Origin of the sequence: Rhodanobacter sp. OK091 (assembly GCF_900142825.1) — a bacterium.
Classification (GTDB): Bacteria; Pseudomonadota; Gammaproteobacteria; order Xanthomonadales; family Rhodanobacteraceae; genus Rhodanobacter.
The window spans coordinates 1,029,942-1,055,822 of the sequence record NZ_FRCH01000001.1 but is presented as its reverse complement, the minus strand read 5'-3'; the positions used below and the strand labels follow the sequence as shown (position 1 = coordinate 1,055,822).

16 protein-coding genes are annotated in these 25,881 nt (G+C 65.2%); 6 read left to right on the top strand and 10 right to left on the bottom strand.

Features of this window, described 5'->3' with window-relative positions; translation table 11 throughout:
- Complete coding sequence (locus BUA26_RS04980) at positions 1–1,260, top strand: ABC transporter permease (RefSeq protein WP_072758383.1); 1,260 nt, start codon at positions 1–3, stop codon at positions 1,258–1,260.
- Positions 1,261–1,388: 128 nt separating this feature from the next.
- On the opposite strand, the gene BUA26_RS04975 is transcribed toward BUA26_RS04980, so the two are convergent.
- The 7 genes from BUA26_RS04975 to pgmB form a co-directional block, all read right to left on the bottom strand.
- Positions 1,389–2,792: a sigma-54-dependent transcriptional regulator gene (locus tag BUA26_RS04975; protein ID WP_072758382.1), complete on the bottom strand. Its 1,404-nt coding sequence runs from the start codon at positions 2,790–2,792 to the stop codon at positions 1,389–1,391.
- 75 nt (positions 2,793–2,867) lie between these two features.
- The gene (locus tag BUA26_RS04970; protein ID WP_072758381.1) at positions 2,868–3,941 is read right to left on the bottom strand and encodes an alpha/beta hydrolase; all 1,074 of its coding nucleotides are present in this window, start codon (positions 3,939–3,941) and stop codon (positions 2,868–2,870) included.
- Between the two features lie 36 nt (positions 3,942–3,977).
- Positions 3,978–6,245, bottom strand: a complete 2,268-nt coding sequence (locus tag BUA26_RS04965) for a glycoside hydrolase family 65 protein (protein ID WP_072758380.1) — start codon at positions 6,243–6,245, stop codon at positions 3,978–3,980.
- Positions 6,246–6,302: 57 nt separating this feature from the next.
- Positions 6,303–8,555 carry a glycosyl hydrolase family 95 catalytic domain-containing protein gene (locus BUA26_RS04960; RefSeq protein ID WP_072758379.1) on the bottom strand — a complete coding sequence of 751 codons (2,253 nt, stop codon included), beginning with the start codon at positions 8,553–8,555 and terminating at the stop codon, positions 6,303–6,305.
- 103 nt (positions 8,556–8,658) lie between these two features.
- Complete coding sequence (locus BUA26_RS04955) at positions 8,659–9,924, bottom strand: MFS transporter (protein ID WP_072758378.1); 1,266 nt, start codon at positions 9,922–9,924, stop codon at positions 8,659–8,661.
- A 297-nt stretch (positions 9,925–10,221) separates the two neighbouring features.
- Complete coding sequence (locus tag BUA26_RS04950) at positions 10,222–12,765, bottom strand: TonB-dependent receptor (protein WP_072758377.1); 2,544 nt, start codon at positions 12,763–12,765, stop codon at positions 10,222–10,224.
- Positions 12,762–15,878 (bottom strand): beta-phosphoglucomutase, encoded by a 3,117-nt coding sequence (gene pgmB, locus BUA26_RS04945; RefSeq protein ID WP_255368164.1) that lies wholly within the window; start codon positions 15,876–15,878, stop codon positions 12,762–12,764. The genes BUA26_RS04950 and pgmB overlap by 4 nt, the downstream gene beginning before the upstream one ends.
- 346 nt (positions 15,879–16,224) lie before the next feature.
- On the opposite strand from pgmB, the gene BUA26_RS04940 reads away from it, so the two are divergent.
- The gene (locus tag BUA26_RS04940; RefSeq protein WP_083572875.1) at positions 16,225–17,229 is read left to right on the top strand and encodes a LacI family DNA-binding transcriptional regulator; all 1,005 of its coding nucleotides are present in this window, start codon (positions 16,225–16,227) and stop codon (positions 17,227–17,229) included.
- Positions 17,230–17,308: 79 nt separating this feature from the next.
- Here BUA26_RS04940 and BUA26_RS04935 read toward each other — a convergent pair whose 3' ends face one another.
- On the bottom strand, positions 17,309–18,961 hold the full coding sequence (locus tag BUA26_RS04935) for a sensor histidine kinase (protein ID WP_072760063.1): 1,653 nt from the start codon (positions 18,959–18,961) through the stop codon (positions 17,309–17,311).
- A gap of 139 nt (positions 18,962–19,100) precedes the next feature.
- Between BUA26_RS04935 and sucC the strand changes: the two genes are divergently transcribed.
- Positions 19,101–20,414, top strand: a complete 1,314-nt coding sequence (gene sucC / locus BUA26_RS04930; protein WP_255368163.1) for an ADP-forming succinate--CoA ligase subunit beta — start codon at positions 19,101–19,103, stop codon at positions 20,412–20,414.
- An 11-nt stretch (positions 20,415–20,425) separates the two neighbouring features.
- Entirely contained in the window at positions 20,426–21,301 is an 876-nt protein-coding gene (gene sucD, locus BUA26_RS04925; RefSeq protein WP_072758375.1) for a succinate--CoA ligase subunit alpha, read from the top strand.
- A 79-nt stretch (positions 21,302–21,380) separates the two neighbouring features.
- Here the strand turns inward: sucD and BUA26_RS04920 are convergent, their stop codons facing one another.
- The gene (locus BUA26_RS04920) at positions 21,381–22,277 is read right to left on the bottom strand and encodes a LysR family transcriptional regulator ArgP (protein WP_072758374.1); all 897 of its coding nucleotides are present in this window, start codon (positions 22,275–22,277) and stop codon (positions 21,381–21,383) included.
- A gap of 201 nt (positions 22,278–22,478) precedes the next feature.
- Between BUA26_RS04920 and BUA26_RS04915 the strand changes: the two genes are divergently transcribed.
- Positions 22,479–23,096 (top strand): LysE/ArgO family amino acid transporter, encoded by a 618-nt coding sequence (locus BUA26_RS04915; protein ID WP_072758373.1) that lies wholly within the window; start codon positions 22,479–22,481, stop codon positions 23,094–23,096.
- 65 nt (positions 23,097–23,161) lie between these two features.
- On the top strand, positions 23,162–24,793 hold the full coding sequence (locus BUA26_RS04910; RefSeq protein ID WP_072758371.1) for an NAD+ synthase: 1,632 nt from the start codon (positions 23,162–23,164) through the stop codon (positions 24,791–24,793).
- A gap of 170 nt (positions 24,794–24,963) precedes the next feature.
- On the opposite strand, the gene BUA26_RS04905 is transcribed toward BUA26_RS04910, so the two are convergent.
- Positions 24,964–25,830, bottom strand: a complete 867-nt coding sequence (locus tag BUA26_RS04905; protein ID WP_072760061.1) for an outer membrane protein assembly factor BamD — start codon at positions 25,828–25,830, stop codon at positions 24,964–24,966.
- Positions 25,831–25,881 lie beyond the last annotated feature (51 nt).

The window sequence follows — 25,881 nt, the reverse complement described above, 5'->3', positions numbered from 1 at the left end:
ATGATCCAGATACGACCGATCCTCGCCGCGCTGCGCCGGCACAAGATGGCCACGCTGCTCATCGTGCTGCAGATCGCGCTGACCCTGGCGGTGGTCAGCAACGCGCTGTTCATCGTCAAGACGCGGGTGGTGCATCTGTCGCGACCGACCGGCACTGACGAGGCACATCTGTTTGCGATCAACAACAAGTGGATCGGCCAGCCGGACGTGCCGCATATCGATGCGCAGATGGGCGCCGACCTGGCGACTTTGCGCAGCCTGCCGGGCGTGCGCGACGCATTTGCCAGCGAAGCCTATCCGATGGAAGAGGGCGGGGGCGGGCTGGTGCGCATCAAGCATCAGGTCGCGCAGACGACGAGGCCGCAGCTGGCGCTTTCCTATTTTGCCGACGAGCACGCGCTCGACACGTTCGGCATCTCGCTGGTGGCTGGCCGCAATTTCCGTGCAGACGAGATCGGCAGCCTCGGTCCATACAGCAAATTGATGCCGGCGGTGATCCTCATTACGCGCGACCTGGCACATAAGCTCTTCCCTGGCGGTGCGGCGGTGGGTCAGCGCGTCTATCTCAATGACGACGGCCCGAGCACGATCATCGGCATGATCGATCGGCTGGAAGGCGGTTACGTCGGTAGCTCGACCCGTTCGATCGACGAGGACACGGTGCTGGTGCCGGCGCGTTACGCCAGTCCCGACGACGGGGCAGCCTATAACGGCGGGGTGGTTTATCTGGTGCGCGCGCAGCCGGGGCAACTGGACGCGGTACTGCATGCGGCACCAGCTGCCTTGGTTGCTCAGAGTCGCCTGCGCTTGATCAGCCCGGAGGATGGCGTGGTCACGCTGGCTCAGGCACGCACGAAGGCCTACGGCACCGATCGCGGCGTGGCGATCATGATGGCGGCGATCTGCGTGCTGTTGCTGCTGGCGACGGCTGGCGGCATCGTGGGGCTGAGCAGTTTCTGGGTCGGCCAGCGGCGCCGATCCATCGGGGTGCGGCGCGCACTGGGCGCGACGCGTGGCGACATTCTGCGTTATTTCCAGACCGAGAACGCCTTGATCGTCGGCATCGGCGTGGTGCTGGGCGTGATACTCGGGGTGGCCGCGAATCTGTCGTTGATGACGCACTACGAACTGCCGCGGATGCCGCTGTGGGTGCTCGGAGTCGGCGCGGTGCTGCTGTGGCTGCTGGGCCAGCTGGCGGTGTTGGGCCCGGCGCGACGAGCCGCCGCGGTACCACCGGTGGAGGCGACGCGCTCGGTGTGAGCGGTAATTTGCACCTTGTGGGAGCGACTTCAGTCGCGATGCTCTTCAATTTGGCGAAAAGGCATCGCGACTGAAGTCGCTCCCACAAGGGCATTGCCCGCAGGGTGGGCTCCTACGGGAAGCGGGGCTCAGTCGATGCCGAGCTTCTTCAGCTTGTAGCGCAAGGCGCGGAAGGTGATGCCGAGTTTGCGGGCGGCAGCGGTCTTGTTGTAGCGCGATTCTTCCAGCGCCTTGACGATGGCAGTGCGTTCGAGATTGCTGATGTAGTCGTCGAGACCGCCGTTTGCGCTGGCGCTGGCGGACGCTGGCGCAGCCGAGGCTTCATGGCCTGCCGCGGCTGCCGGTGGCGCCTCATGTCCGGCACGCGTACCGCGCTGTGGCAGCATCAGATCGGCTGCATCGATGACGGTGCCGTCGCACATCGCCATGGCGCGTTCCAGGATGTTCTCCAGTTCGCGAACGTTGCCGGGAAAATCGTACGCTTCCAGCGCATCGCGCGCCGCCGGCGACAGCTGGCCGACGCTGTCGCCGCTCTTGCCGGCCAGCGCCTTGAGGATGAAGGTGGACAGCTGCGGCACGTCGCCGCGGCGTTCGCGCAGCGGCGGTACGCGCAACTCGATCACGTTGATGCGGTAGAACAGATCCTGGCGGAACTGGCCTTGTTCGACCAGCTGGCCGAGATTCTTGTGGGTGGCCGACAGAATGCGCACATCCACCGGGATTTCGTCGCGGCCGCCGATCGGGCGCACCGCCTTTTCCTGAATCGCGCGCAGCAGTTTCACCTGCATGTGCAGCGGCAGCTCGGCTACTTCGTCGAGGAACAGCGTGCCGCCCTGGGCAGCCTGGAACAGGCCTTCCTTGTCGGCGCTGGCGCCGGTGAAGCTGCCTTTGCGGTGGCCGAAGAACTCGCTTTCCATCAGCTCGGACGGAATCGCGCCGCAGTTGACCGGCACGAACGGTCCGCTGGCGCGCGGACCTTGTTCGTGGATCAGCCGGGCCACCAGCTCCTTGCCCACGCCCGATTCGCCGGCGATATAGACCGGCGCCTGATTGCGCGACAATTTGCGGATGGTGGCGCGTACCAGCTGCATCGCCCCCGAGTCGCCGATCAGGCGCTCGCTGGAATCGCCGGTCTTCGCGGCGGCGGCGCCGCTGCGTTTTTCTTCGGCCAGCCGCAAGGCGGTACGCACCAGTCCGCGCAGCATCTGGATGTCGACCGGCTTGGAGACGAAGTCGAATGCGCCGGCCTTCAGCGCGTTCACGGCGGCGTCGACGTTGCCGTAGGCGGTGATCATCGCCACTGGCATGTCCGGATGGTTCGCGGCGATCAGCTCGATCACCTCATGGCCATTGCCGTCGGGCAACCGCATATCGGTGAAGCACAGGTCGTAGGTGCGTTCGGCCAGCGCGCGACGCGCTTCGGTCACGGTGCCCACGGCATCGACTTGAAGGTCCATCCGACCCAACGTGATGGTCAGCAGTTCGCGGATGTCACGTTCGTCGTCAATGACCAGGACGGTCTGTGGGTTCATGGCACGTCGCGTGGCTATCGATACGGCAGAGAATACCCGGCCCTGCGTTGCGAGGCAAAGACTGTGCGCGCATTTCTAACGCCCCAGCCTGCGGTCGAAGAAGCCCACCATCACGGCGTACGCCTCGCGGGATTCGGGCATCTCCGGATCCGAGAAGAACGAATGCCACATGCCGTCCCAGACATGCAGCTCGGCGTCCACCCCGGCCGCAGTCAGCAGTGCCTGGCTGTGCACGACCGAGCTCATGGTGAAATCGCGCGTGCCGGTGATCAGCAGGGTCGGCGGGAATTTCGCCAGCAGCGCGGGTGAGTTGGCGGGGAATACCAGGGAATCGTTGACCTTGGCCCCTTTGAAGTACGGCAGGTCGGCCAGCTGCAGCGGCCGGACCGGCGGGGGATCGCCGCTCAGCACGGGCGACATGAAGGTGGAATCGCCGGCCAGCTCGCTGACCGAGCCGCAGAAGGTGCCGATCGCCCCCGGCACCGGCAGCTTCCTGGTGATGATGCGCGCCACCGCCTCGCCGGTGAGCACACCGCCGGCGGAGCAGCCATAGATGCCGATGTTCTTCGCCGGATACTGTTTGAGCAGGGCACGATAGACCGCCTCGACATCCTCGCTGGCGGCCGGGAAGACATGTTCCGGTCCTTGCCGATAATCGACGCTGACCACCTTGATCCGGCCCAGGCTGGCCAGCGGGATGGCCTCCACCAGGCCGCCGCTGTGCGCGCCCCACAGGAAGGCGCCGCCGTGCAGGTTGATCAGCACCCGGTGCCGCTGCCTTGGGGCGACGCCCTGCGCAGGCAGCACCACGTCGGTGGGTACGCCGCCTACTGTCTCGGCGTGGATGCTCACCGGATAAATTTTCCGCATGCGATCGGCGCGATCGGTGTTGATCCTGTCGTAGTAGGCACGGCTGGCGGCGATCGAGCCGATGCCCGGCGCATGCCGGCCTTGTTCCAGCATCTGCTGGAACTGCCGCTGCGCCTCGGGTGACGCGTACGCCGAGTAAGGCACCACGAAGGCGGGCATGCTCACGTTGCCGCGACTGTCGACGCTGGGTCGCTGCGTCTGCGCGAACGCCGCAGCACCGAACAGGCCGGCACAGAACAACGTGGCTTGTATCAGCCGTTGGGCGCGTGCTGCGGGCATGGCCTTTCTCCTCGTGGATCAGGGTGGCGATGGGTTTCAGAGTGCGTGGCGTACCAGCTCCGGCCTGCCGTCGGCTGCGCGGCGGACCGTGATGTCGTAATAGCGGCCACGCAAGTTGATGTGTTTCAGCGTGAACGACTTCCACGGCGGCGGCAGCATCGGGGCATAGGCCTGCGTCAAGCCGTTCTCGTCGAGGCGCAGACCGGTGAAGCCGTACAGGATGTTCTGCAGCAGGCCGCCGCTGGCGGTGGCGAAATAACCGGTGTTGTTGGTGGCCGTTTCCGTGCGCACGTTGAACGGCGGCTTCAGCACGTTGGCGGTGATGTTGCGCTGGAACCAGTCGCCGGCCGCCTCGCTGTCGCCGGCGGTGGCGGCAGCGATCGACAGCGGCATCAGGCCCATGCTGTTGGGATCGCGGCTGGATTGGGTGATCGGCGCGATGGCATAGGCGTAGTCGCGCCGGCGCGTCTGGACGTCCATCGGCAGGTCCAGCGACGGATTGCTCAGCATCGGCAGCGAGCTGCCGCCCCATGAATTGATGTCGTGCGGCACCGAGGCATCGAAATCGAGATGGTGGCCTGCCTTGTCGTCGTAGGGCAGCAGCAGGCCGGCGGCGACGCGCGACCACTGCGGGTCAGCGGTCTCCCCCAGCAACTGGGCGGTTCGCGTGGCGATCTGCAGGGCTTTTTGCGCCGAGGCATTGGTGAAGGTGTCGTTGGGCACGTCGTTGTAGTCCTCGTCCACCGAGGTGACGTGCAGGATCTCGTAACGCTGCGTGGCCGGCACGTAGGTGGCGCGGCTGCTCCAGAACTCGGCGATGGCGCGGATCACCGGCCAGCCATGCCGCTTCAGCCAGTCGCGATCCTGGGTGGCGAGGTAGTACTGCCACTGCGCGATGGCGATGTCGGCGTTGACGTGGATCTCGCGCTCGTCGAGCACCCAGGCGAAATGCGGCGTCTGCGAGCTGCCGTTGTCGGGGTCCGCTTCCCAGGGGTACATCGCACCGCGCAGGCCGCGCGTCTTCGCGCGCTGTTGGGCCTGGGGCAGGGTATGGCTGCGGAACATCACCAGCGACTTCGCGCGTTCGGGGTGCAGCAGCAACAGCGCGGGGAACAGCCAGGTATCGCTGTCCCAGAACACGTGGCCGCTGTAGCCCGGCGTCATGCCGCAGGCGCCGATCGGCCAGTTGGTGCCGGGCGCCGCGTTGATCAGCAAGTAGTACAAGTCCGAATGCACGATCTGCTGCGCCTTCGGGTCGCCGTCGATGGCGATATCCGACTGCCACAGCGTGTGCCACGCATCGCGCTGCCGTGCCAGCAGCGCGTCGAAGCCGGCGTCGCGCGCGGCGGTGGCCAGGGCGAGATCCTGTTTGGCGTCGCCGCCCCAGCGCTCGCGCGAGGCGGCCACGAACTTGGTGAAGGTGTAGCTATGGCCTTTGCGCACCTCGATGCGGAGCTCCAGCGACAGCTTGTAGTCGCTGCGATGGAGTTTGGCGTCGCGCGGCCGCATGCCGGCAGGCAGCGCGACCGCCACGGCTTCGGCCATGCCGGCGCCTTGTTCGGCCTTGCCGTCGAGCCAGAGTGTCAGCGCCTGCGTGTCGCCGTCGGCGGCGAGCACGTGCGTATAGCCGTGGTACCAGAGCGGCGCACGGTCGGGCACGTCAGGCGGCACCGCCTCGAACTTCAGATTGTTCGCGGCGACCGCTTCCTGCATCTGCGGACCGTCGAGCTTCGCCAGCGCAAAGCGCGGCTGGTGCGGCGCCCACAGATCGAGCGCGAAGGACAGCTGTACCTCGCCGTCGAAGTCCGGCGTGATGGTGAGCTGGTTGGCCGCGAGATGCGGCGAGGCCTGGCTTACCAGGGTCACCACGCGCACGTCGGTGGACCTGGCCCCGTCGAGGTAGCGGTAACGGGTGGTCAGCGTGCCGTCGTACATGTCCAGCACCTGCCGATAATCGCGAAAGCGCGCGGCGTTCACGTCGACCTGGTTGAGCCAGAACTGGCCCGCGTGCGACGGGCCGGTGCTGTAGTCGATCGCGGTCCACCCGGGAATGGCTGCGGGGCGCGATACGTCGCCCTCGGCGTAATCCATGAAGCCGATCATGTAGGCGAGGTTGCCCTCGGTGCCGCGCGGCGACGTCAGCGTGGAGAAAAAGCCGTTGCCCAGCTGGCCCGGAAAATAGTTGCCCAGGGCCTTGGCGGTCGCCGTCAGCAGGAAGCTCGCGTCTGTGGCCTGGCCGGCGCCTGCGGCGAGCAGGCCGGCCAGGATGACGGTCAGGAGAAGCGGGCTACGGCGTCGACGCATCGTCATTCCCTTCCTGGCAGCGAGCGGGCGCCGCAGCGGCACCCGCTCGCAAAGTGGCTACAACGGCTTGCGGGTGAGCTTGGCCTTGCCGTCGGCGCCGTGCTCGATGGTGATGTCGTATTGCTTGCCGCGGAAATGGATGCCCTTCAGCTGCAGCGATTTCCATTCGGGCGGCAGCGCCGGCGCATACGCTTCGGTGAGGCCGTCGTCCTCGATGCGCAGGCCGCTGAACCCGTAGACGAAGCTCTGCACGAAGCCGGCCGACGTCGCGAGGATGTAGCCGGCGTTGTTGGCGACGGTTTCCGTGCGCACGTTGAACGGCGGTTTCAGGAAGCCCACCAGGTTGCGCTGGATCCATTCGCCGGCGGTCTTGCTGTCGCCCAGCTCGGCCGCGCCGACGGCGAGCATCACCATCATCATCTCGTTGGGATCGTCGCCGTGCACTTTCAGTTCGTGCAGCTGGAACGCGAAGTCGTTGCGGCGCACCTGCGGCGACATCGGCAGGTCGAGGTTGGGATACATCAGCCAGGCCAGCGACGAACCCATCCAGGTGATCTTGTCATGCGGCACCGAGGCGTCGAAGTCGAGATGGCGCTGATTCTTTTCGTCGAACGGGATGTACATCTTCGCGGCGATCGTGGCCCATTGCGGATCGGGCGTGGCGCCGACCTGCTTGGCGGCCTTGATCGCGATCTGCAGCGCCTTGCGTGCCGCGGCGTTGGTGAACGAGTCGTTCGGCACGTCGTCGTACGCCTCGTCGGGCGAGGTGACGTGCTCGATCTCGTAGCGGTCCTGGCCCTTGTCGTAGGTCACCCGGCTGACCCAGAACTGTGCGATCTCGCGGATCACCGGCCAGCCATGCTGCTTCAGCCAGGCGTCGTCGCCGCTGGCGAGGTAGTACTGCCATTGCGCGATGGCGATGTCGGCGTTGACGTGGATCTCGCGGAACACGCCATAGGCGAAGTGCGGCGTGTGGTCGACGCCGGTCTCCGGATCGGCCTCCCAGGGATACATCGTGCCTTTCACGCCGTACTGCTTCGCACGCTCGCGCGCGGGCTGCATCGTGCGCGAGCGGAACATCACGATCGGCTTGGCGCGTTCCGGATGCAGCAGGAGCAGGGCAGGGAAGACCCACGAATCACTGTCCCAGAACGCGTGGCCGGCGTAGCCCGGGGTCAGCGCACAAGCGCCCATCGGCCACGCCGTGCCGACCGTGGAGTTGGACAGCAGGTAGTACAGATCCGAATGCACGGCGCGCTGCACTTGCGGGTCGCCGTCGACCACGATGTCGGACTTCCACAGCTCGTGCCAGGCGGCCTGGTGTTCGGCCAGCAGCTTGTCGAAGCCCTTCCGGCGCGCAGCCGTGGCCAGCGCCACGTCGTCGCTGGCCTTGCCGTCCCAGTTCTGGCGCGAGGTGGCGATGTACTTGGTGAAGGTATAGGTCTTGCCCTTCTGCACTTTGACGATGAGGTTCAGCGACAGCTTGTAGGGACTTTTTTCCAGCTTCACGTCCTCGACCACCAGACCGGGCGGCAGGCCGATCGCCGCGGCTTCGGCCATCGTCAGGCCGTGTTCGGCCTGGCCGTCCAGCCACAGCGTCAGCTCTTTGGTATCGCCGTCGTTGGCCGCCACACGGGTGTAGCCGGGATACCACACGGCGGCGCGGTCGGGCGTGGGTACCGGTTTGTTGTCCAGTGTCTGGCCGCTGGCGATCACCGCCGCGATCATCTCGTCGCCGCTCATGCTGCCGATCGGAAAGCGCGGCTGATGCTCCGACCATAGCCTGATCGGGAAAGTCAGCTGCACGCTGCCGTCGAACTGCGGCGTGATGGAAAGCCGGGTCGCCGCCAGGTGCGGCGATGCCTGGCTGACGAAGGTGGTGACCTCGACGTCGGTCGCCTTGTTCGCGTACTCGAAGCGGTAGCGGGTCGACAGCGTGCCGCCATGCATGTCCAGCGTCTGCTTGTATCCCGTGAAAATATTCGCGCCCAGCCGGGTCGAATTGAGCCAGCCGCCGCCGGGGTTGTAGTCGATCTCGCTCCAGCCGGGGATCGCGGCGGGACGCGCGATGTCGCCGGGCTTATAGTCCATGAACGCGACCATGTACGCGCGGTTGCCCTCGGTGCCGCGCACCGAGGTCATCGTGGAGAAGTAGCCGTTGGCCAGATAGCTGGGGAAATAGGTGCCGAAATTTTCGGCGGTGCCGGTGAGCAGGAAGCTGGGGTCGGTGGCGGCCGCGCGAGAACCTGCACTGGCCAGCAACAGGGTGAACGCGATGCCGGGAAGCAAGTGGTGGCGTAGCGAAATCATCTCGGCATGGCTCCTCGAGGCAAGGTGTGGTGCGGTAGTCGGCATGCGGTGCGGGTCGCGGTGGCAACGAACCCGATGGCGAGGAACTCGCTGCGGCAGAGGTTCACGGCAGCGCTTCCGCCGGCGAGACGGCCAAGACGGCAGCACGGTCGGTCTCGCGCTTGAAGAAGAACAGTGTGATCAGGATCAAGCTCATCGGCAGCAGCGAGAAATAGAACGCGTGGATGCCGTCGAAGCTGGCGAATACCCGTGCCGTGATGTACGAACCCATGGTGCCGCCGAGCGCGGAGAACACCACGATCAGCCCGGTCATCGCCGCGTGCATCGGCTTGGGCAGCGAGCTCAGCGCGACCGAATTGATCACCGGGTAGATCGGCGCCATCAGCAGACCGAGCAGCGGGATCAGGTAGGCGGCGGCCGGCGCATTGAACCAGCCGACGTCCGGACGCGCCTGTACGCCACGCGCCAGCGGCAGCACCAGCATCACCAACACGCCCATCGCCACCACGCACACGTTGAGAAGTACATGCCAGCGCACGCGCTTGAGCACGACGCCTGCACCGATGCGGCCCAGTGCGGTCATGCCGGCGAGGATGCTGGCGAACTGGATGCTCATGGCATTGGGCAGCTTCAGGATCTCGCTGTTGAAAGTGGGCAGCCAGGTACCAAAGCTCTGCTCGATCAATACGTACAGGAACGCCGAGGCTAGGAATACATACACCAGCGGCCGCACGAACAGCCGCAGCATCTCCATCAACGAGTCGGCGAAGGAATTGTTGTGCCCGTGCGCATGCGCGGCGCTCTCGTCGAGCCGGCTGCCGGCCAGCAGCACGATCACCAGCGCGCACGCGCCGGCCAGCAGCCAATACACGTTGAACCACACCGGGTTGCCCGGGTGCTGGGGGTCGACGAACGCACTGAAGATCCAGTTGCCGCCGAGTACACCGACCATGAACAAGCCCTCGATGGTATTGGTCAGCCGCGAATGGGCGACACGGTCGGTGGTGAGCAGGCCGATGGAGGAATACACGCAGACCTTGGCCATAGCAAAGCCGACGCCCACACAGGCGAACAACAGCCGCGTGGTCAGGAAACCGGGATAGAGCGGCATCAGTAAACAGGCGCTGCCGACGATGGCCAGGGCCAGCATCATCGAGCGTCGGTAGCCGAACATCGGCAGGAATGAGGCGACCAGAAACGAGGTGAACGCGATCGTGAGATCTTTGTAGCGCTCCAGCGCACTGGCCTCGGGCTTGTCGATGCCGAAGGTGGCGATCGACTGCAGGATCACCGTGCCGACGCTGTTGAGCAGGATCGCGAAGATCATGTAGATCAGCGCCAGTGCGACAATCATGCGAATTCGGTTCATGTCATCCCCGGTGGTACGGCATGTGCGACTTCAGGAAAAACGCGGTCCGTACCCTCTGAGGCATACCCCGGACTGCGCATGCCGCTGAGCTATCGGATTGTTGTTGAAGGCGGTTCTGCGCTCAACAAGGCGCCAGTCCGGCCCGCGTGTTCGTCCTGTCCATGGAATAAACCCGGGGCCGGCCTGTGGTTGTACAAATAGATTCCAGACGGAATGGTCCCTGTTTGCTACGCCGATCAAGCGCCTGTGATGCCGATCGGCGGTGGGCCATCCGTGGCCCCGCCATTCAACACCGTGCTAGAACAGATACTTCACCTGGAAATTGACCTCGCGGCCTTCCAGCGGACGGGCCAGGATCACACCGCCGGAAACGCCGGTACCGAAGATGCGCGAATTGCTCTCGGTCAGGCCCAGTTCGTTGGTGATGTTGGTGCCCTGCAGACGCAGCTGCCAGTTCTTTTCTATGTTGGCGATCACACCGAAGTCGAACGTGTGGTAGGTGCCCAATTGCTGCAGGCCGGACTGGTCCTGGGTGTGCGGGCCGACGTGCGTATAGGTTACGAAGGCAGTCACGTCACCCCACGCGAACGGGATCCGATAGCTCGGCGTGAACATGTAGCGAACCTTCGGCTGGCGCTGCAACTGCACCCCGTTGATCGCCGCGCAGCCGGCCACACCGGTGACCACGTTGGTGTAGGGGAAGCACGAGCTGTTGTGCGTGTAGTGGCCATCCAGGTAGTTCGCCACCAGCGACAGCTTCAGGTTCTCGACCGGGGTGAGCGCACCGCTGACGTTGATGCCCTTGGAGTCCGAGCCGTACAGCTGCTGGCTGCCGATCGGCACGCCGGCGCCGTTGGTGGGCTGGAAGGTGAGGCCATTGAACTGCTTGTGATAGACGCTGATGTCGGCGTAGACCAGTTCCGACTGGTACTTGAAGCCCGCTTCGATGTTCTGGATCTTCTGCAGCGGGGCCGTGTTGCCGGTGGTGTTGCCGCGCAGAGCGTTGTCGAAGTCGCCGAAGTGCACGCCCTTGTTGCCGCGCACGTAGACGCTCATGTTGTCGGCCAACTCGTAGTTCGCGCCGACGGTCCATGAGGTATGGGTCTTGTTGTAGTCGGTACGCGAGTACGTGCCGTTGCAGACCGGAACGCTGTTGTTGTACAGCGTGAGCGGGTTCTTATCGAGGTCGACATTGGTCAGGTTGCAGACGGTATTGGAGGCATCCTGGTTTTCCAGACGGGCCGACGCGTCGAACAGCCACTTGCCGAGGTGCCACGAGTCGGACAGGTAGAACGCCTTGTTGGTGGCCTTGCCGCGCTCGGTGATGTTGTAGCCGCCGTTGTCGAGGAAGCCTTGGCTATCGGTCAACTGCTTGGTCTGGCCGGCGTCGACGTAACTCACCGCGATCGGACGCGCGTTCGGCGTGTTGGTCATCAGCATCTGGTTGCCCAGTGCCCACTTGTCGTCGTCGGTGTAGTGCGCCAGGTACACGCCCGCGGTCAGCGTATTGCCGTCGAAGATCTCCTTGCTGACGCGGAAGTCGTTGTTGATGTTCTTCAGATGCTTGTGGATGTACCACCAGCCCTGGTGGATCACGCTCTGGTTTGGATCGACCATGCCGCCGCCACCCGGGCCGGCGTAAGTTGCCGTCGCCGAACCGGCCGGCAGCGCGAAGCCGCCCTGGCTGGTCGGGGTGTTGTACAGCTCGTCGTTCAATGTCGCCGGATTCGAGCCAGAGAACAGCGCGTTGGTGTCGACGTCGCCCGCATCGATGAGGAACTTGTCGCTGATCGTCCAGCCGCCCAGGTCATAGTCGAAGTTGCCGCCGAAGAAATTCATCTTCGCGCCGCGGCCGTTCGCGAGGTTGGCGTTGGTGCCGCCGCCCGGATAGCCGGCCAGAAACACATGCTGGATGTACTTGCTGTTATAGGTGTCAGTGAGCGGGTCGAAGCCCGGGTAGGCACTGAACTTGTCGGTGCCGTTCTGGATCAGCGGGATCGGCGTGATGAACTGGTTCTTGTCGTTCAGTGCACGCGCATATAGCGTCATCGTGCCGTTGTCCGAGTCATGGGTCAGCGTGGCGGTGAACTGGCCACCCTTGTCGGCCGGGAACTGCGGGTCGCGTACGCCTTTCGAGTCGCGATAGAAGCCGCCCACGCTGCTGTACCAATTGGGAGCCAGCTGGAAGCCATAGAAGCCGTCGACGCGCTTCAGGTTTTCCGAGCCGTAGGTGACGCCGATGCTGCCCGACGGTACCTCGGTGCCCTGTTTCAGGATGAAGTTTTCGGTGGCGCCGATCTGGCCGTCCGCAAAGACCACCGACGGGCCGCCCTGCAGGATCTCGACGCGTTCGATCGTGTCGTCGAGGCGGAAGATCGAGGTCTGCTCGAAGAACGACAGGGTCGGCATGCCGTACAGCGGCGAGCCCATCAACTGCACCGTGTTGAACGGCGCGTCGCCGCCACCCGGGAAGCCGGCGATCTCGACGTTGGCGCCGGTCTGGCCGCCCGTGGATTCCGGCCACAGGCCGGGCGCGATCTTCAGCAGGTCGGCCGTGCTCTTGGGATTGGACTGCTTGATCTGTTCGGCACTGGCAGTGGTCAGCGTATAGCTGGCGTCGATCTTCTTCACTCCGGTGGCCGAGCCGGTCACCACGACCTGTTGCAGGGTCGTGGTGGTCTTGGCGTTGGCCTGCCGCTGCGGCGTCTTCTTGGTGGTCGCTGGTGCGGGGGCTGTCGAGGTGTTCTGCGTGCTGTCCTGCGCCATAGCCGTCGCGGACATCAGGATGCCTGCGATAGCCGCCGACAGCATCAATCGGGTCATTTGCTTGTTGTTGTTCATGTCACTTCCTCCCCATCAGTTTCAGTTTGGGTCGAGGCCTGCCTGGTGACAGGTCCACGCCAGTTCGTCGTTCGGGTTGTCGTAAAAATGTCGATGTCGAATGCCGCGATACTCGGTAACACCAGATCTGCCTCGGCCAATACCTGGCGTTGGCCAATTCCCACCGCCGCCATCCCCGCGGCGCGAATGCTGGCGATGCCAGCCGCAGCGTCTTCGACGCCAATGCACTCATCCGTCGCCACGCCCAGAGCGCTTGCGGCGGCGAGGAAAATTTCCGGATCGGGCTTGGAACGGCTGATCCGATTGGCGTCGACGACGACGTCGAACAGGTCGGCGATGCCAAGCCGCTCCAGCAGCAGACCGGCATTGCGGCTCGCTGAAGCCAGCGCCACCTTGAGCCCGGCCCGGCGTACCTGTTCGATCGCCATACGCGCGCCGGGCAGCAGATCCCGCGGCCCGAAACGCTCGATTTGTTGCCGGTAATAATCGTTCTTGTGTGCAGCCAGCGTGTGTTTCTCGCCGTCCGTGTAGGTGCGCGTCGCGGCCTGCAGCAGGATCTCCAGCGAGCCGAGGCGGTCGACGCCTTTCATGCGCTCGCCGGTGGCGTCGTCGAACGGCACGCCGATCTCGTCAGCCAGCCTTTTCCAGGCGGCGTGATGGACCACCGCGGTGTCGGCGATCACGCCGTCGAGGTCGAAGATCACCGCCTTCAGCGGCACCGCTGCGGCTTCGACGAAGCCAGCGCACTTCAGCCGCAAGGGCTGGCCCGCATGCAGACGCTGCGGCAGGCCGTCATGCAGGAAGGTGAGGGCGCTGCCGTCGGTCAGTGTGTACAGCACCCCGTCGCGGTCGACCTCGATGCGCAGATGCGCATCGCGCCAGCGCAGGCCGAAGCGGTAGCCCTTCCATGCCGCCGGCAACCTTGGCGCCAGTGCCGGCATGCCGCCATGCACGCGCAGGCCGCCGAAGCCCCAGGTCAGTGCCAGCCAGCTGCCGGCCATCGCTGCCATGTGCAGGCCGTGCGCCGCATTGCCGTGCAGGTCGTCCAGGTCGACGCGCAACGTATCCAGGAAATAGCCATAGGCCTTGTCCGCATGACCCACTTCGGCGGCGAGCACCGCGAAGGTGGATGCCGACAACGTGGAGTCATGGACGGTGACGCCTTCGTAGTAATCGAAGTTGCGGCGCTTGGCGGCGACGTCGACCTGCTCGCCTGCCAGCACCAGGGCGAGCAGCGTGTCGGCCTGCTTGCATACCTGGTGGCGATAGATGGTGAGCGGATGCAGGCGCAGCAGCAGCGGCTGCCGGTTTGACGTGGCGGCGAGTCTGGCCGGCAGGAAGGGCTTGTCGAGGAAGCCGTCGTCTTGCGGAAAGATGCCGAGCGCACCGTCGACCGGCAGATGCATCGCCTGGGCAGCGCGGCGCCACTGGGCAGCCTCGTCCGCTTGCAGGACGATCCTGGCGCTGAGGGCGGCATGTTCGGCCGGATACGTCAGCGCCATCCAGTCGGCGACGTTGGCGGCGTCCTGCAGGTGCCGCTGCGCCAGCCGGTTGGTGTAATGGTTGTTGTCGACCAGGGCGGAGTATTCGTCCGGTCCGGTCACTTCATGAATGCAGAACGCGCCGCCGTGGCGTGCGCTGAAATGTCCGATCTCCAGCCAGATCCGCGCGGTCTCGATGATCATCTCGGCGCCGCGTTCGCGCAGAAACGCCTCATCGCCGCTGGCGTCGACGTAGAGCCGGATCGCCCACGCCACCGCCGCATTGATGTGGTATTGCGCCGAGCCGCTGGGAAAATAGGAGGAGCACTCGTCGCCGCTGATCGTGCGCCACGCATAGAGCGCGCCGCGCGGATGGTTGAGCTCGCGTGCATGGCGGCGCGCGTTGTCCAGTGTGCGATGGCGATAGGTCAGCATCGCGCGTACCAGTTCCGGCGCCAGAGTGGCCAGCACCGGCAGCATGAACACCTCGGCGTCCCAGAAATAGTGACCTTCGTAGCCTTCGCCGGTGAGGCCTTTGGCGGCGGTAGTGCCGTGGCTGTCGCGGCTGCTCGACTGGAACACATGGAACAGGTTGAAGCGCAGCGCCTGCTCGATCGCCGGGTCGCCTTCGATGGCGAGATCGGCTTGCGCCCAGAGCGCCGACAGCACCTGAACCTGCCGTGCCAGCAGCGCCGGGTAGCCGAATGCGATCGCCGTATCCAGCGAGGCCTGCGCGCGCGTGAGCAAGTCGTTTGTCTGATCCTCGACCTGATCACTGGCGAACGGGGCGGTGAAGGTATACGCGACGTATTTGTCGAGAGCGACCGTCTGGCCCGGCGCGAGGACGCCCTCGTAGACCTGGGTGACGCCGTGCGGCGCCAGATTCGCGTAGCGGAATTGCAAGTCGTCGCCGTGCTGGTGCCGTTGCGCGCAGATCAGTCGGATGCCGCTGTGGGTGGTTTGCTGGCCGACCCAGGCGAGGTCTTCCTCGGCTCGGGCGTCGTAGGTGCTGAGACCGCCATCGATATGGCTGCCGATGCGCGGATCGGAGCCTTGTTCGGCAGCTTCGCGGGCGGTGCTGATCGACGATTCCAGCGTTATCGGGCCGCTGTAATCCAGCGAGCGCACGCGATAGTGGATCGCCAGCAGTCCGGCGTCCTCCAGGCTCACGATGCGCTCGGCCTCGATCTCCAGCGTGGCGCCTTCCGGCGACCGCCAGCACAGTCGGCGGCGGTAGCAGCCGCTGCGCAGGTCGAGCGTGCGCTCGAAATACAGCCATTCACCCTGGTCGAGCCGCACTGGCGTGTCGCCCAGGCGCAAATGGATGCGTGCGGCGTCTGCGACCGGGATGCGCGTGTCGGTGTGACTGGCGAAGCCGGGGAACCGCTCGTGGTAATCGATCGGGGTGCGTTCCCACACCGCGGACAGCAAGGTGGCCTGGCTGTCGCTGTCGCTCTCTTCCAGGTTGCCGCGTACGCCGAGGGTGCCGTTGGCCAGTGCAAACAGGCTTTCGTCCTGCGCGAAACCGGCCGGATCGGTGCCGTGACGGGTCAGCAGCCAGGGATCGGCCGCTGCCTTTCCCCCGATTGTCGGCGCTTCGGCATCGAGCGGCACCGCTGCGTAGTGATCCACGATTTGCTCTCTCTTTCCGCCTGACGCATCAGGCCGGTCGGCCCGCAAGGCTGCGGCTGGCGGCGAGCTTGGCATTAAATGTTATCGGTATCAAGATATCGATAACATTTTGTTAGTCGGGCTAGGGAAAAGACATTTTCCGGGAGTCGAAGGGAGTGAATCCGTTCATCTGGACAGCCTGGGCCCGTTTGGCGGTGCCATGTCATGACGGTGCGGAACGAGGTTGCATCGACGGGGCGAATGTCGACACACTGCTGGCGCCGGTTCGGATCAGCGCTGCAGTTCGGCAGCGCGGCGGCACCGGATCGGCCAGACCAACACGGGTCAGCCAGCAGGGGTCAGATAGTTGAGCAAGAAAGGCGCGCGCAAGCATGCGTCAGGCAGCCTGACCATGGCCGACCTGGCGCAACTGGCTGGGGTATCCAAGATCACGGTCTCGCGTGCGCTGGGCGATAGCCCGCTGGTCAACCCGGAAACCAGCGAACGGATTCAGGCGCTGGCCCGAGAGCACGGCTACAAGCTCAACATCAGCGCGCGCAACCTGCGCCTGCGCCGCAGCCATACGGTGGCGGTGATCGTCGAGATGAAGCCGTCCACCGATCGCACCATGCTCGACCCGTACCCGCTGATACTGCTGGGCGGCATCTCGCAGGAGCTGACCGCGGCCGGCTACAGTGTGTTGCTGACCACGCGCCAGGGCGCCACTGCGGCAGCGGTACAGGCTGCCGACGGGTTGATCCTGCTGGGCCAGGGCGTGCACCAGGATGCCGTGCGCCGATTCGACAAGCTGCACCTGCCGATGGTGGTGTGGGGCGCGCAATCGGCCAGCGATACACATGTGGTGGTAGGCAGCGACAATCGCCTCGGCGGCACAGTGGTGGCCCGGCACTTCATCGCGCTGGGCCGGCGCCGCCCGGTGTTCATCGGCAACCCCAGCCATCCGGAGATCTTCGCGCGCCTGAATGGTTTCGTCGACGCGCTGGCGGTGCACGGTATCAAGCCGTTGCTGATGCGGCGCGACGAGTTCACCCTGGACTCGGGGATGGACGCGGTGCGCTCGCTGCATGCGCGCAAGGTGGGTTTCGATGCGATCTTCGCGTGCAACGATCTGCTGGCCATGGGTGCGATCCGCGCCACGCTGGACCTGGGGCGCTCGGTGCCGGCCGATGTCTCGGTAGTCGGCTACGACGACATGCCGCTCGGCGCCAGCTTCCTGCCGCCGCTGAGTTCGGTGCGGCAGGACTGGCAAGAAGGCGGCATGCTGCTGGCGCGCAAGGTGCTGGCGTTGATCGACGGCGAACGAGCCAGTTCGGAAAGCCTGCCGGTGAGCCTGATCGTGCGCTCGACCTGATCAGGTTCAACCGGGCGGCTAGATAAGGTCCGGTTCAACAGGATCCGGCTCAACGAGACCCGGCTCAACGAGATCCGGTTCAGCGCGTGGCGGTGGTCTGGGCGGTTTCGGCGGAGTCGGTGGGACTGCGCGCCGGTGGTGTCAGCACCAGCCGGAAACAGCTGCCGCCGCCGGCTACGCGCACGTATTCCAGCGCGGCCTGGTTGGCATCGCTCATCTGCCGGGCCAGATACAAGCCCAGGCCGGTGCCGTATTCGTGAGTGGTGTAAAACGGTTCGAAAATCTGCGCGGCCACTTTTGGCGCGATGCCGGGGCCGCGGTCGATCACTTCCAGAATCGGCACGCCGTGCTCGCCTTGCCGGGTCACCACCATCACCCGCGCCGGCTCGCCGGGCAGGCGGCCGTAGCGCAGCGCGTTCTGCACCAGGTTCCACACCACCTGCTGCAACTGTTGCGGATCGGCCACTGCCGCCACCGGCGTGCCGCTGCTGGCGATCGCCCGCAGCGAATCGGCGCCGAGGTCGTTGCCCTGGCTGTATTCCTCGACGAAGACTTGCGCCCAGTGACCGAGATCCAGCGTTTCCGGCCGCGAGCGCTCGCGCCGCGACAACTGCAGGATGTTCTCGATGATCTCGTTGAGCCGGATACAGTGGTTGTTGATGATTTCCACCATGCGCTGGTCGGTGGAATCCATGCTTTTCGACTCGGCCAGCAACTGCGCCGAATAGCGGATCGCCGCCAGCGGATTGCGGATCTCGTGCGCGATCGAGGCAGACAGGCGGCCCAGCGAGGTCAGCGTGAGTTCCTCCGCGCGGCGCGACAACAGCGAGGTGTCGTCCAGGAAGATCAACACATGCGAGTCGTCGTTCGGTGCCAGCCGGGTGAAGCGCGGCACCACTTCGGGCACGCCGTCGGCGAGTTGGGTGGCGGTTTCGTCCAGCTTGCCGGAAGTCATCCAGTGATAAAGCCGGCGCGACAGTTCCGGCGCCAGCTGGCCCAGGTCGCGCTGGTCGGCGCCCGGGTTGCCCATCAGCATCCACGCCGATTCGTTGATCTGGTGGATGCGGTTGGCGTCGTCGACCAGCAGTACGCCGGTCTTCATGCGCCGGATGATCAGCTCGTTGACCTGGGCCAGGTTGGCCAGGTCGGTGCTGCGCTGCTCGGCCAGCGCCTCGGTGGCGCGCAGTTGCCGGCCCAGCACGTGGCACAAGGTGGTGGTGGCGAAGTAGGCGAGGCCGAACAAGGCCGCCTCGAGAAGGTCGCGGTCGCCGCGGTTGCTCGCCGAGGTGTCGAAGAAGGTATGCCCGAGCATGCCCAGCGTAGCCAGGGCCGCGAAGAAGCTGGACAGCCTCAGCGGCAGGATCAGTGCGCCGGCGCTGAGGTTTACCGCCAGCATCATCGCGATGCCGATGCGCGCGTCGTTCATCGCGGTAATCGTCAGAACGGCGGCGGCAATGTCCACCACCAGGGCCGTCGCCACGGCTGCCCGGGCATACGGCATGCTGCGCCGGTTCAGCAGCAGCGCCAGCAGCGCGAAGATCAAGTACCCGGTGGTGACGGTGCGGGCAAAGCCGGGTTCCGCCAGTTGCGGCCAGCCCATGCCGGACGGACCGAACGCCAGACCGGTGTACACCAGAGCCTGCACCAGGCGGAATAGATTGAGGAACGACAGCTCGTGACGAATCGTTGCCGGGCTTGCGGACGAGGCACTGAAAGGTGCTGTGCTGGACACGTGGCTGGGCACTCTGTGGCGGTTCCAGCCGAGTATAGACGGGCTGATCGGCGCTGTGCCGTGCGTGAAACCGCATGAAATCGGCCCGCGCGGGCGCCAGAACAGGCCGCTCTTTCCATTGCCGCCCGCTTCCGCGAAAATGAGCGGCCGTATTGCGCGGTTTCTGCCAGTTCGCGTGGCAGGCGCATGGCCTCCCGGCCGCGCGTCACTCCGCCGTCCGACCTTACTGACCCACGCTGTTTTACACGCGTGCAGTCGCCATTGTTTTTCCGTTCGCTCGAGGTATCGAATGAATTTCCACGAATACCAGGCCAAAGAACTGTTTGCGCAGTACGGCATCGCCGTGCCGCCGGGCAAGATCGCCAACTCCCCCGACGCCGCCGTCGATGCCGCCAAGGCGCTGGGTGGCACCCAGTGGATGGTCAAGGCGCAGATTCATGCCGGCGGCCGCGGCAAGTCCGGTGGCGTCAAGTTCTGCCGCAGCTTTGACGATGTGCGTGCTGCCGCCAAGGGCATGCTCGGCACCCACATGGAAACCTATCAGTCGGCTGGCCGCGCGCTGCCGGTGAACCTGGTGCTGGTGACCGATGCCACCAATATCGCCCGCGAGCTGTACCTGTCGATCCTGGTCGACCGCGACAGCAAGGCCATCTCGTTCATCGCCTCCAAGCATGGCGGCGTCGACATCGAGCAGGTCGCCAAAGAGACTCCGGAAGACATCCACACCATCGTGATCGACTTCGTCGAGGGCCTGCAGCCGTACCAGTGCCGCCAGCTCGGATTCGCGATGGACCTGAATGGCAAGCAGGTCAACCAGCTGACGAAAATCATGCTGGGCCTGTACAAGCTGTTCAACGAACAGGACCTGGCGCTGGTCGAGCTGAACCCGCTCGCCGTGCTGGAAGACGGCAACCTCGCCGCGCTCGACGGCAAGGTGAACTCCGACGACAACGCCGAGTTCCGTCATCCGAACCTGGCCGCGATGCGCGACCTGACCCAGGAAGACGCCGCCGAAGCGGCCGCGCTGCAGAACAACCTCAACTACGTGACGATGGACGGCACCATCGGCTGCATGGTCAACGGCGCCGGTCTGGCGATGGCCACGATGGACGTGATCAAGCTGGCGGGCGGCGAGCCGGCCAACTTCCTCGACGTCGGCGGCGGCGCCACCAAGGAGCGCGTCACCGAGGCGTTCAAGCTGATCCTGTCCTCGGACAAGGTCAACTGCATCCTGGTCAACATCTTCGGCGGCATCGTGCGCTGCGACCTGATCGCCGAGGGCATCATCGCCGCGGTCAAGGAAGTGGGCCTGAAGATTCCCGTGGTGGTGCGCCTGCAGGGCACCAATGTCGATCAGGGCCGCGAACTGCTGGCCAATTCCGGCCTGGCGATCACGCCGGCCGATGATCTCAACGACGCGGCCCAGAAAGCCGTGGCTGCGGCCAAGGGCTGAGGAGCAAACGAATGAGCGTTTTGGTCAACAAGAACACCAAGGTGATCGTGCAGGGCTTCACCGGCCAGCAGGGCACCTTCCATGCACAGCAGTGCCTCGACTACGGCACCAAGGTCGTCGGCGGCGTGACCCCGGGCAAGGGCGGTTCCGAACACATCGGGCTGCCGGTCTTCAACTCGGTCGATGAGGCCGTGCTCGAAACCGGCGCCGATGCGTCGGTGATCTTCGTGCCGCCGCCGTACGCGGCCGATTCGATCCTCGAAGCGATCGACGCCGGCATCAAGGTGATCGTGGCGATCACCGAAGGCATCCCGGTGCTCGACATGCTGCGCGTGAAGAACGTGCTGCAGCAGCATCCGGAGATCGTGCTGATCGGGCCGAACTGCCCCGGCATCATCACCCCGGGCGAGTGCAAGATCGGCATCATGCCGGGCCACATCCACATGCCGGGCAAGGTCGGTATCGTGTCGCGCTCGGGCACGCTGACCTATGAAGCCGTGTTCCAGACCACCAACGAAGGCCTGGGCCAGTCCACCTGCATCGGCATCGGCGGCGACCCGATCAACGGCCTCAGCTTCATCGACTGCCTGAAATTGTTCCAGGACGACCCGCAGACCGAAGGCATCATCATGGTCGGCGAAATCGGCGGCAGCGCCGAGGAAGATGCGGCCGAGTTCATCGGCGAGTACGTCAAGAAGCCGGTGGTCTCGTTCATCGCGGGCGCCTCGGCTCCGGCCGGCAAGCGCATGGGCCATGCCGGCGCGATCATCTCCGGCGGCAAGGGTACCGCCGCGGCGAAGTTCGCTGCGCTGGAGAAGGCGGGCGTCACCACGGTGAAGTCGCCGGCCGATCTTGGCAAGACCCTTGCGGGCCTGATGAAGAAGTAACCGGGTCGGCACGAACGGCAAGAACAGGGCCGCGGTGACGCGGCCCTTTTTCTTTAGGGCAGTCCCGCGATCAAGCGCGCTATGGGTTTCGCAGGCCCTGGCGGGCGGCCAGCAGCAACGCCGCCGTCACCGTCGACAGCGTGGCGGATCGGATCGACCAGTGCTGCCAGTACAGCGGTACATCCAGCCAGCGGCCGGGAGCGATCGCTTTGAGCGTTCCTTCGGCGAACGGTTGTTCAAGCATGCTCTCGGGCGCCATCGCCCAGCCCATGCCCAGCGCTGCACCTTCCACGAAGGCCGTGGAGGAGGGCAGGTAATGCATCGGCGGCGCCAGCCGCGCGCGCGTCACGCTGTGGATGAAGCGCCATTGCAGCGCGTCCTTGCGATTGAACACCAGCATCGGCGTCTTGCCCAGCGAGGCGGCGTCGACGCCCCGCGCGAAGTGTCGCGCGACGAAGGCGGGCGAAGCGACCGGCAGGTAGCGCATCACTCCCAGCTTCTTCACGCTGCAGCCCTGCACCGGCCGGGCGATGGCGGTGATGGCACCAAGCACCGAACCGTCGCGCAACAGATCGGTGGAATGGTCCTGGTCTTCCACTCGCACGTCGAACAGCATCCCGTGCCGCTCGTGCAGGTCCGCCAGCGCGGACACGAACCAGGTGGCGAGCGAATCGGCATTGACGGCGATCGCGACGGAGGCCGGTCCGGTGCTGGCCGACTCCACATGGAAGGCCTTCAGCGTTTCGGTCTCCAGCAGTCGCATCTGCTGCACGCTGCGCAACAGCTGCTCGCCAGCGGGCGTGGCCGTGCACGGCGTGCGGCGCAGGATCAGCACCTGGCCCAGGCGATCCTCCAGCGCCTTGATCCGTTGCGAGATCGCCGATGGCGTCAGCGCGAGCCGCTGGGCTGCTCCGTCGAAGCTGCCCTCCTCCAACACGGCGGCAAAGGCGGCGAGTTGGGGATTGAGAAGACTCATGGGCGGGCACTCGTTGGGTTGGGAAAACGCCTCCAGCACGCGAGCCGTTGACGAAGGGCAGGCCCATAGACGCACTGCATGTACGCCTTCACGGTGATTTCGTCGGGAGCATTAGAAGAACTAAACAGACTTAAGAATATTTAGTTTTACTAAATCGTGCATGTGCGCCAGGGTGGCGGTTCTTTCCCGAGAGATATCCCCATGTTTTCTACGGCTTACCTGGCCGGGCTTGGCGCCGGCGCGGGCCTGATCATCGCCATCGGCGCGCAGAATGCCTTCGTGCTTCGGCAGGGGCTGCAGCGCAACCACGTCGGTGCCGTGGTGCTGGTATGCATCCTGGCGGATATCTGCCTGATCCTGCTGGGGGTGACGGGCATGGGGCTGGCGGTGCAGCAGCATCCCGGCTTGCTGCAGTGGCTGCGCTATGCCGGCGCGATGTTCCTGACTGCCTACGCGGTATTGGCGCTATGGCGCGCCTGGCGAGGCGAGAGCGGTCTGCAGCCGGTCAGCGACGGTGCGGGGAGCCGGCGGCGGGTCGTGCTCGCCTGTCTGGGTTTCACCTTGCTCAACCCGCACGTATACCTCGACACGGTGGTGCTGCTGGGAAGCCTGTCCACCCAATACGGCGGCGACGGACGCTGGGCGTTCGCCGCAGGCGCATCCACGGCTAGCGTGCTGTGGTTTCTCTCGTTGGGCTATGGCGCGCGCGTGCTCCTGCCGGTGTTCCGCAGCCCTGTGGCATGGCGCGTGTTCGACGTGGCCGTGGCGGCCTTCATGCTCGCGCTGGCGGCGCTGTTGCTGGTCCAGCGGGTAGGCTGAATTCCCAGGGTGCATGAGCGCCTCGGGTATCATAGGGAGCTACCCCGGAATACGGATTCATCGGCATGTCCTCCCTACGCCTCGCGCTTGCGCAGCTCGATTTCCCGGTCGGCGCCGTCGCGGCCAACGCGGCCAAGGTGGGCGATCTGATGGTGCAGGCGCGTGAAGGTGGCGCGGCGCTGGCGGTGTTTCCCGAGCTGACGTTGAGCGGTTATCCGCCGGAAGACCTGCTGCTGCGTCCGAGTTTTCTCGCCGCCTGCCAGTGCGAGCTCAATGCGCTGGCCGGCGCCACCAATGGTGTGGCGGTGCTGGTAGGTCATCCGCACAGCGAGGGCGAGGTGTACAACGCCGCCAGCCTGCTGCGCGGCGGCCGCATCGAGTTCACCACGCACAAGCAGGCGCTGCCCAACTACGGCGTGTTCGACGACAAGCGTTACTTCCGCCCCGGCAGCGACAGCGCCGTCGCGCTGATCGACGGCGTACGCGTGGGCGTGCTTATCTGCGAAGACATCTGGGAGCCGGAGCCCGCGGCGAAAGCCGCCGGCGCCGGCGCCGAGCTGATCGTGGTGATCAACGCCTCGCCATGGGACGACGCCAAGCAGGGCGAGCGCGAACAGGTGCTGACGGCACGTGCGCAGGAAACCGGCTGCGCCATCATCTATCTCAACCTGATCGGCGGCCAGGACGAGGTGGTCTACGACGGCGGTTCGCTGCTGGTGAACGGCGACGGCAGCATCGCGGCGCGCGCGCCCAACTTCGTCGACGCGATGCTGTGGGCGGAGTTCGACAGCGAGACACGCACACTGCAAGCCGATGGCTGGCCCAGCGTGCCCGATACGTCGCCCGAGGCCACGCTGTATGCCGCACTGGTGCGCGGTATCCGCGACTACATCGACAAGAACGGTTTTCCGGGCGTGCTGCTCGGCCTTTCCGGCGGTATCGATTCGGCGCTGACACTCGCGCTGGCGGTGGACGCGCTGGGCCCGCAGCGCGTGACGGCAGTCATGATGCCTACACGCTATACCTCGCAGCTGTCGCTGGACGGCGCCCGCGCGCAGGCCGAGCAGTTGGGCGTGGAATACCACATCATCGACATCGAGCCGATGGTCGATGCCTTCCTCGGCGCGCTGGCGCCTGCGTTCGCCGGCAAGCCGGCCGATACCACCGAGGAGAACCTGCAATCGCGCACCCGCGGCGTGTCGCTGATGGCGCTCTCCAACAAGCACGGCCGGCTGCTTTTGGCTACCGGAAACAAGAGCGAGATGGCGGTGGGCTACGCCACTCTGTATGGCGACATGTGCGGCGCCTACGCGCCGCTGAAGGACGTCTACAAGACCGTGGTCTATCGCTTGTCGCGCTGGCGCAATGCGCATGCGGCCCGCCTGGGCGAGCCCGAGGCGATTCCCTCCGCGGTGATCGACCGTCCGCCCTCGGCCGAGCTGCGCGACAACCAGACCGACCAGGATTCGCTGCCGCCGTACGACGAGCTGGACGCGATACTTGCCCGTTTCATCGAAGCCGAGCAGTCGCAGGCGGAGATTGCCGCGCAGGGTTTTCCTGCCGACACCGTGCGTCGCGTGGTGCGGCTGGTGCTGCTGAACGAGTTCAAGCGCCGGCAGTCGGCTCCGGGGCCGCGCGTGACCACGCGGGCGTTCGGGCGCGAGCGGCGCTATCCCATCACTTCCGGTTGGCGTTAAGCCTCGACGCGAAGGGGCACCACGATATCAACGAAGCCGAACCTGCATGGCACGTTCGCCCCCTCTCCCTTGGGGAGAGGGTTGGGGTGAGGGTGCGGGGCTTGCGAAATCCTCATAAAAAAACCGGCGCGTGTGCGCCGGCTCTCTTGTGACGGATGGATCGATAAAGCTCAATGATGGCCCGAGAACGGCACCATCTTGCGCAAGGTGGACGGCGCATGCGGCCATTTGGCATCGGTCAGGTAGGGATGGTTCGGGTAGTTCAGTGCCAGCACCTGGCGGGTCTGGTCGGCGAGGGTCTTCTGATCCAGCGCCAGATAGCTGCGGGTGAGGATGGCCAGTGCGTCGCCGGCCTGCGGCGCCTCCTGGTAATGCTCGACCACGTACTGCGAGCGATCGGCCGCAGCGATATAGGCCTTGTTGCGCAGGTAGAACTCGGCCACGTTGATTTCGTACTGCGCCAGCACGTTGCGCAGGTAGATCATGCGCTGGCGTGCGTCGGCGGTGTATGCGCTGTCGGGGAAGCGCCGCGACAGTTCGGAGAAGTCGTCGAACGCCTGCAGGTTGTAGCCCTGATCGCGACGGGCCTGCGAACCTTGCCGGCTGATATAGCGCTCGATCACGCCGCTGGTGCGATCAAAATTGATCAGACCGCGCAGGTAGTAGGCATAATCAACGTGTTTGTGGGTCGGATAGGTCTTGATGAAGCGGTTCACGGTCGACAACGCATCATCCGGCTGGTTGTCCTTGTACTGCGAGTAGGCCAGATCGAGCTGGGCCTGTTCGTTGTACTCGCCCGACGGGAAGCGCGCGATCAGGCGCTGGTAGGCCTTGCTGGCCGCCGAGTAGTCGGCATTCTGCAGTGAGGCATGCGCGTTGTTGTACAGCGCTTCCAGTGGCATGTTGTCGATGGTGGCTTGCTTCGATCTGAACATCGAACAGGCACTCATGGACACCACGAGCGCGAGCACCGCGAGCACTTTCAGGGCAGGCAATTTGAACATCGGCAGCTTGGACAAGCCCATTGATAGGCGCATAGGAATGAATTCAGTATGTTTGAACGAAAAGGCATGATAGCCGAAACCGGC

What these genes read in the sequence shown, in the direction of transcription:
- BUA26_RS04980 (WP_072758383.1), top strand. Translation starts at nt 1, where the DNA reads ATGATCCAGATACGACCGATCCTCGCCGCGCTGCGCCGGCACAAGATG.
- BUA26_RS04975 (WP_072758382.1), bottom strand. Translation starts at nt 2,792, where the DNA reads ATGAACCCACAGACCGTCCTGGTCATTGACGACGAACGTGACATCCGC.
- BUA26_RS04970 (WP_072758381.1), bottom strand. Translation starts at nt 3,941, where the DNA reads ATGCCCGCAGCACGCGCCCAACGGCTGATACAAGCCACGTTGTTCTGT.
- BUA26_RS04965 (WP_072758380.1), bottom strand. Translation starts at nt 6,245, where the DNA reads ATGCGTCGACGCCGTAGCCCGCTTCTCCTGACCGTCATCCTGGCCGGC.
- BUA26_RS04960 (WP_072758379.1), bottom strand. Translation starts at nt 8,555, where the DNA reads ATGATTTCGCTACGCCACCACTTGCTTCCCGGCATCGCGTTCACCCTG.
- BUA26_RS04955 (WP_072758378.1), bottom strand. Translation starts at nt 9,924, where the DNA reads ATGAACCGAATTCGCATGATTGTCGCACTGGCGCTGATCTACATGATC.
- BUA26_RS04950 (WP_072758377.1), bottom strand. Translation starts at nt 12,765, where the DNA reads ATGAACAACAACAAGCAAATGACCCGATTGATGCTGTCGGCGGCTATC.
- sucC (WP_255368163.1), top strand. Translation starts at nt 19,101, where the DNA reads ATGAGCGGCCGTATTGCGCGGTTTCTGCCAGTTCGCGTGGCAGGCGCA.
- sucD (WP_072758375.1), top strand. Translation starts at nt 20,426, where the DNA reads ATGAGCGTTTTGGTCAACAAGAACACCAAGGTGATCGTGCAGGGCTTC.
- BUA26_RS04920 (WP_072758374.1), bottom strand. Translation starts at nt 22,277, where the DNA reads ATGAGTCTTCTCAATCCCCAACTCGCCGCCTTTGCCGCCGTGTTGGAG.
- BUA26_RS04915 (WP_072758373.1), top strand. Translation starts at nt 22,479, where the DNA reads ATGTTTTCTACGGCTTACCTGGCCGGGCTTGGCGCCGGCGCGGGCCTG.
- BUA26_RS04910 (WP_072758371.1), top strand. Translation starts at nt 23,162, where the DNA reads ATGTCCTCCCTACGCCTCGCGCTTGCGCAGCTCGATTTCCCGGTCGGC.
- BUA26_RS04905 (WP_072760061.1), bottom strand. Translation starts at nt 25,830, where the DNA reads ATGCGCCTATCAATGGGCTTGTCCAAGCTGCCGATGTTCAAATTGCCT.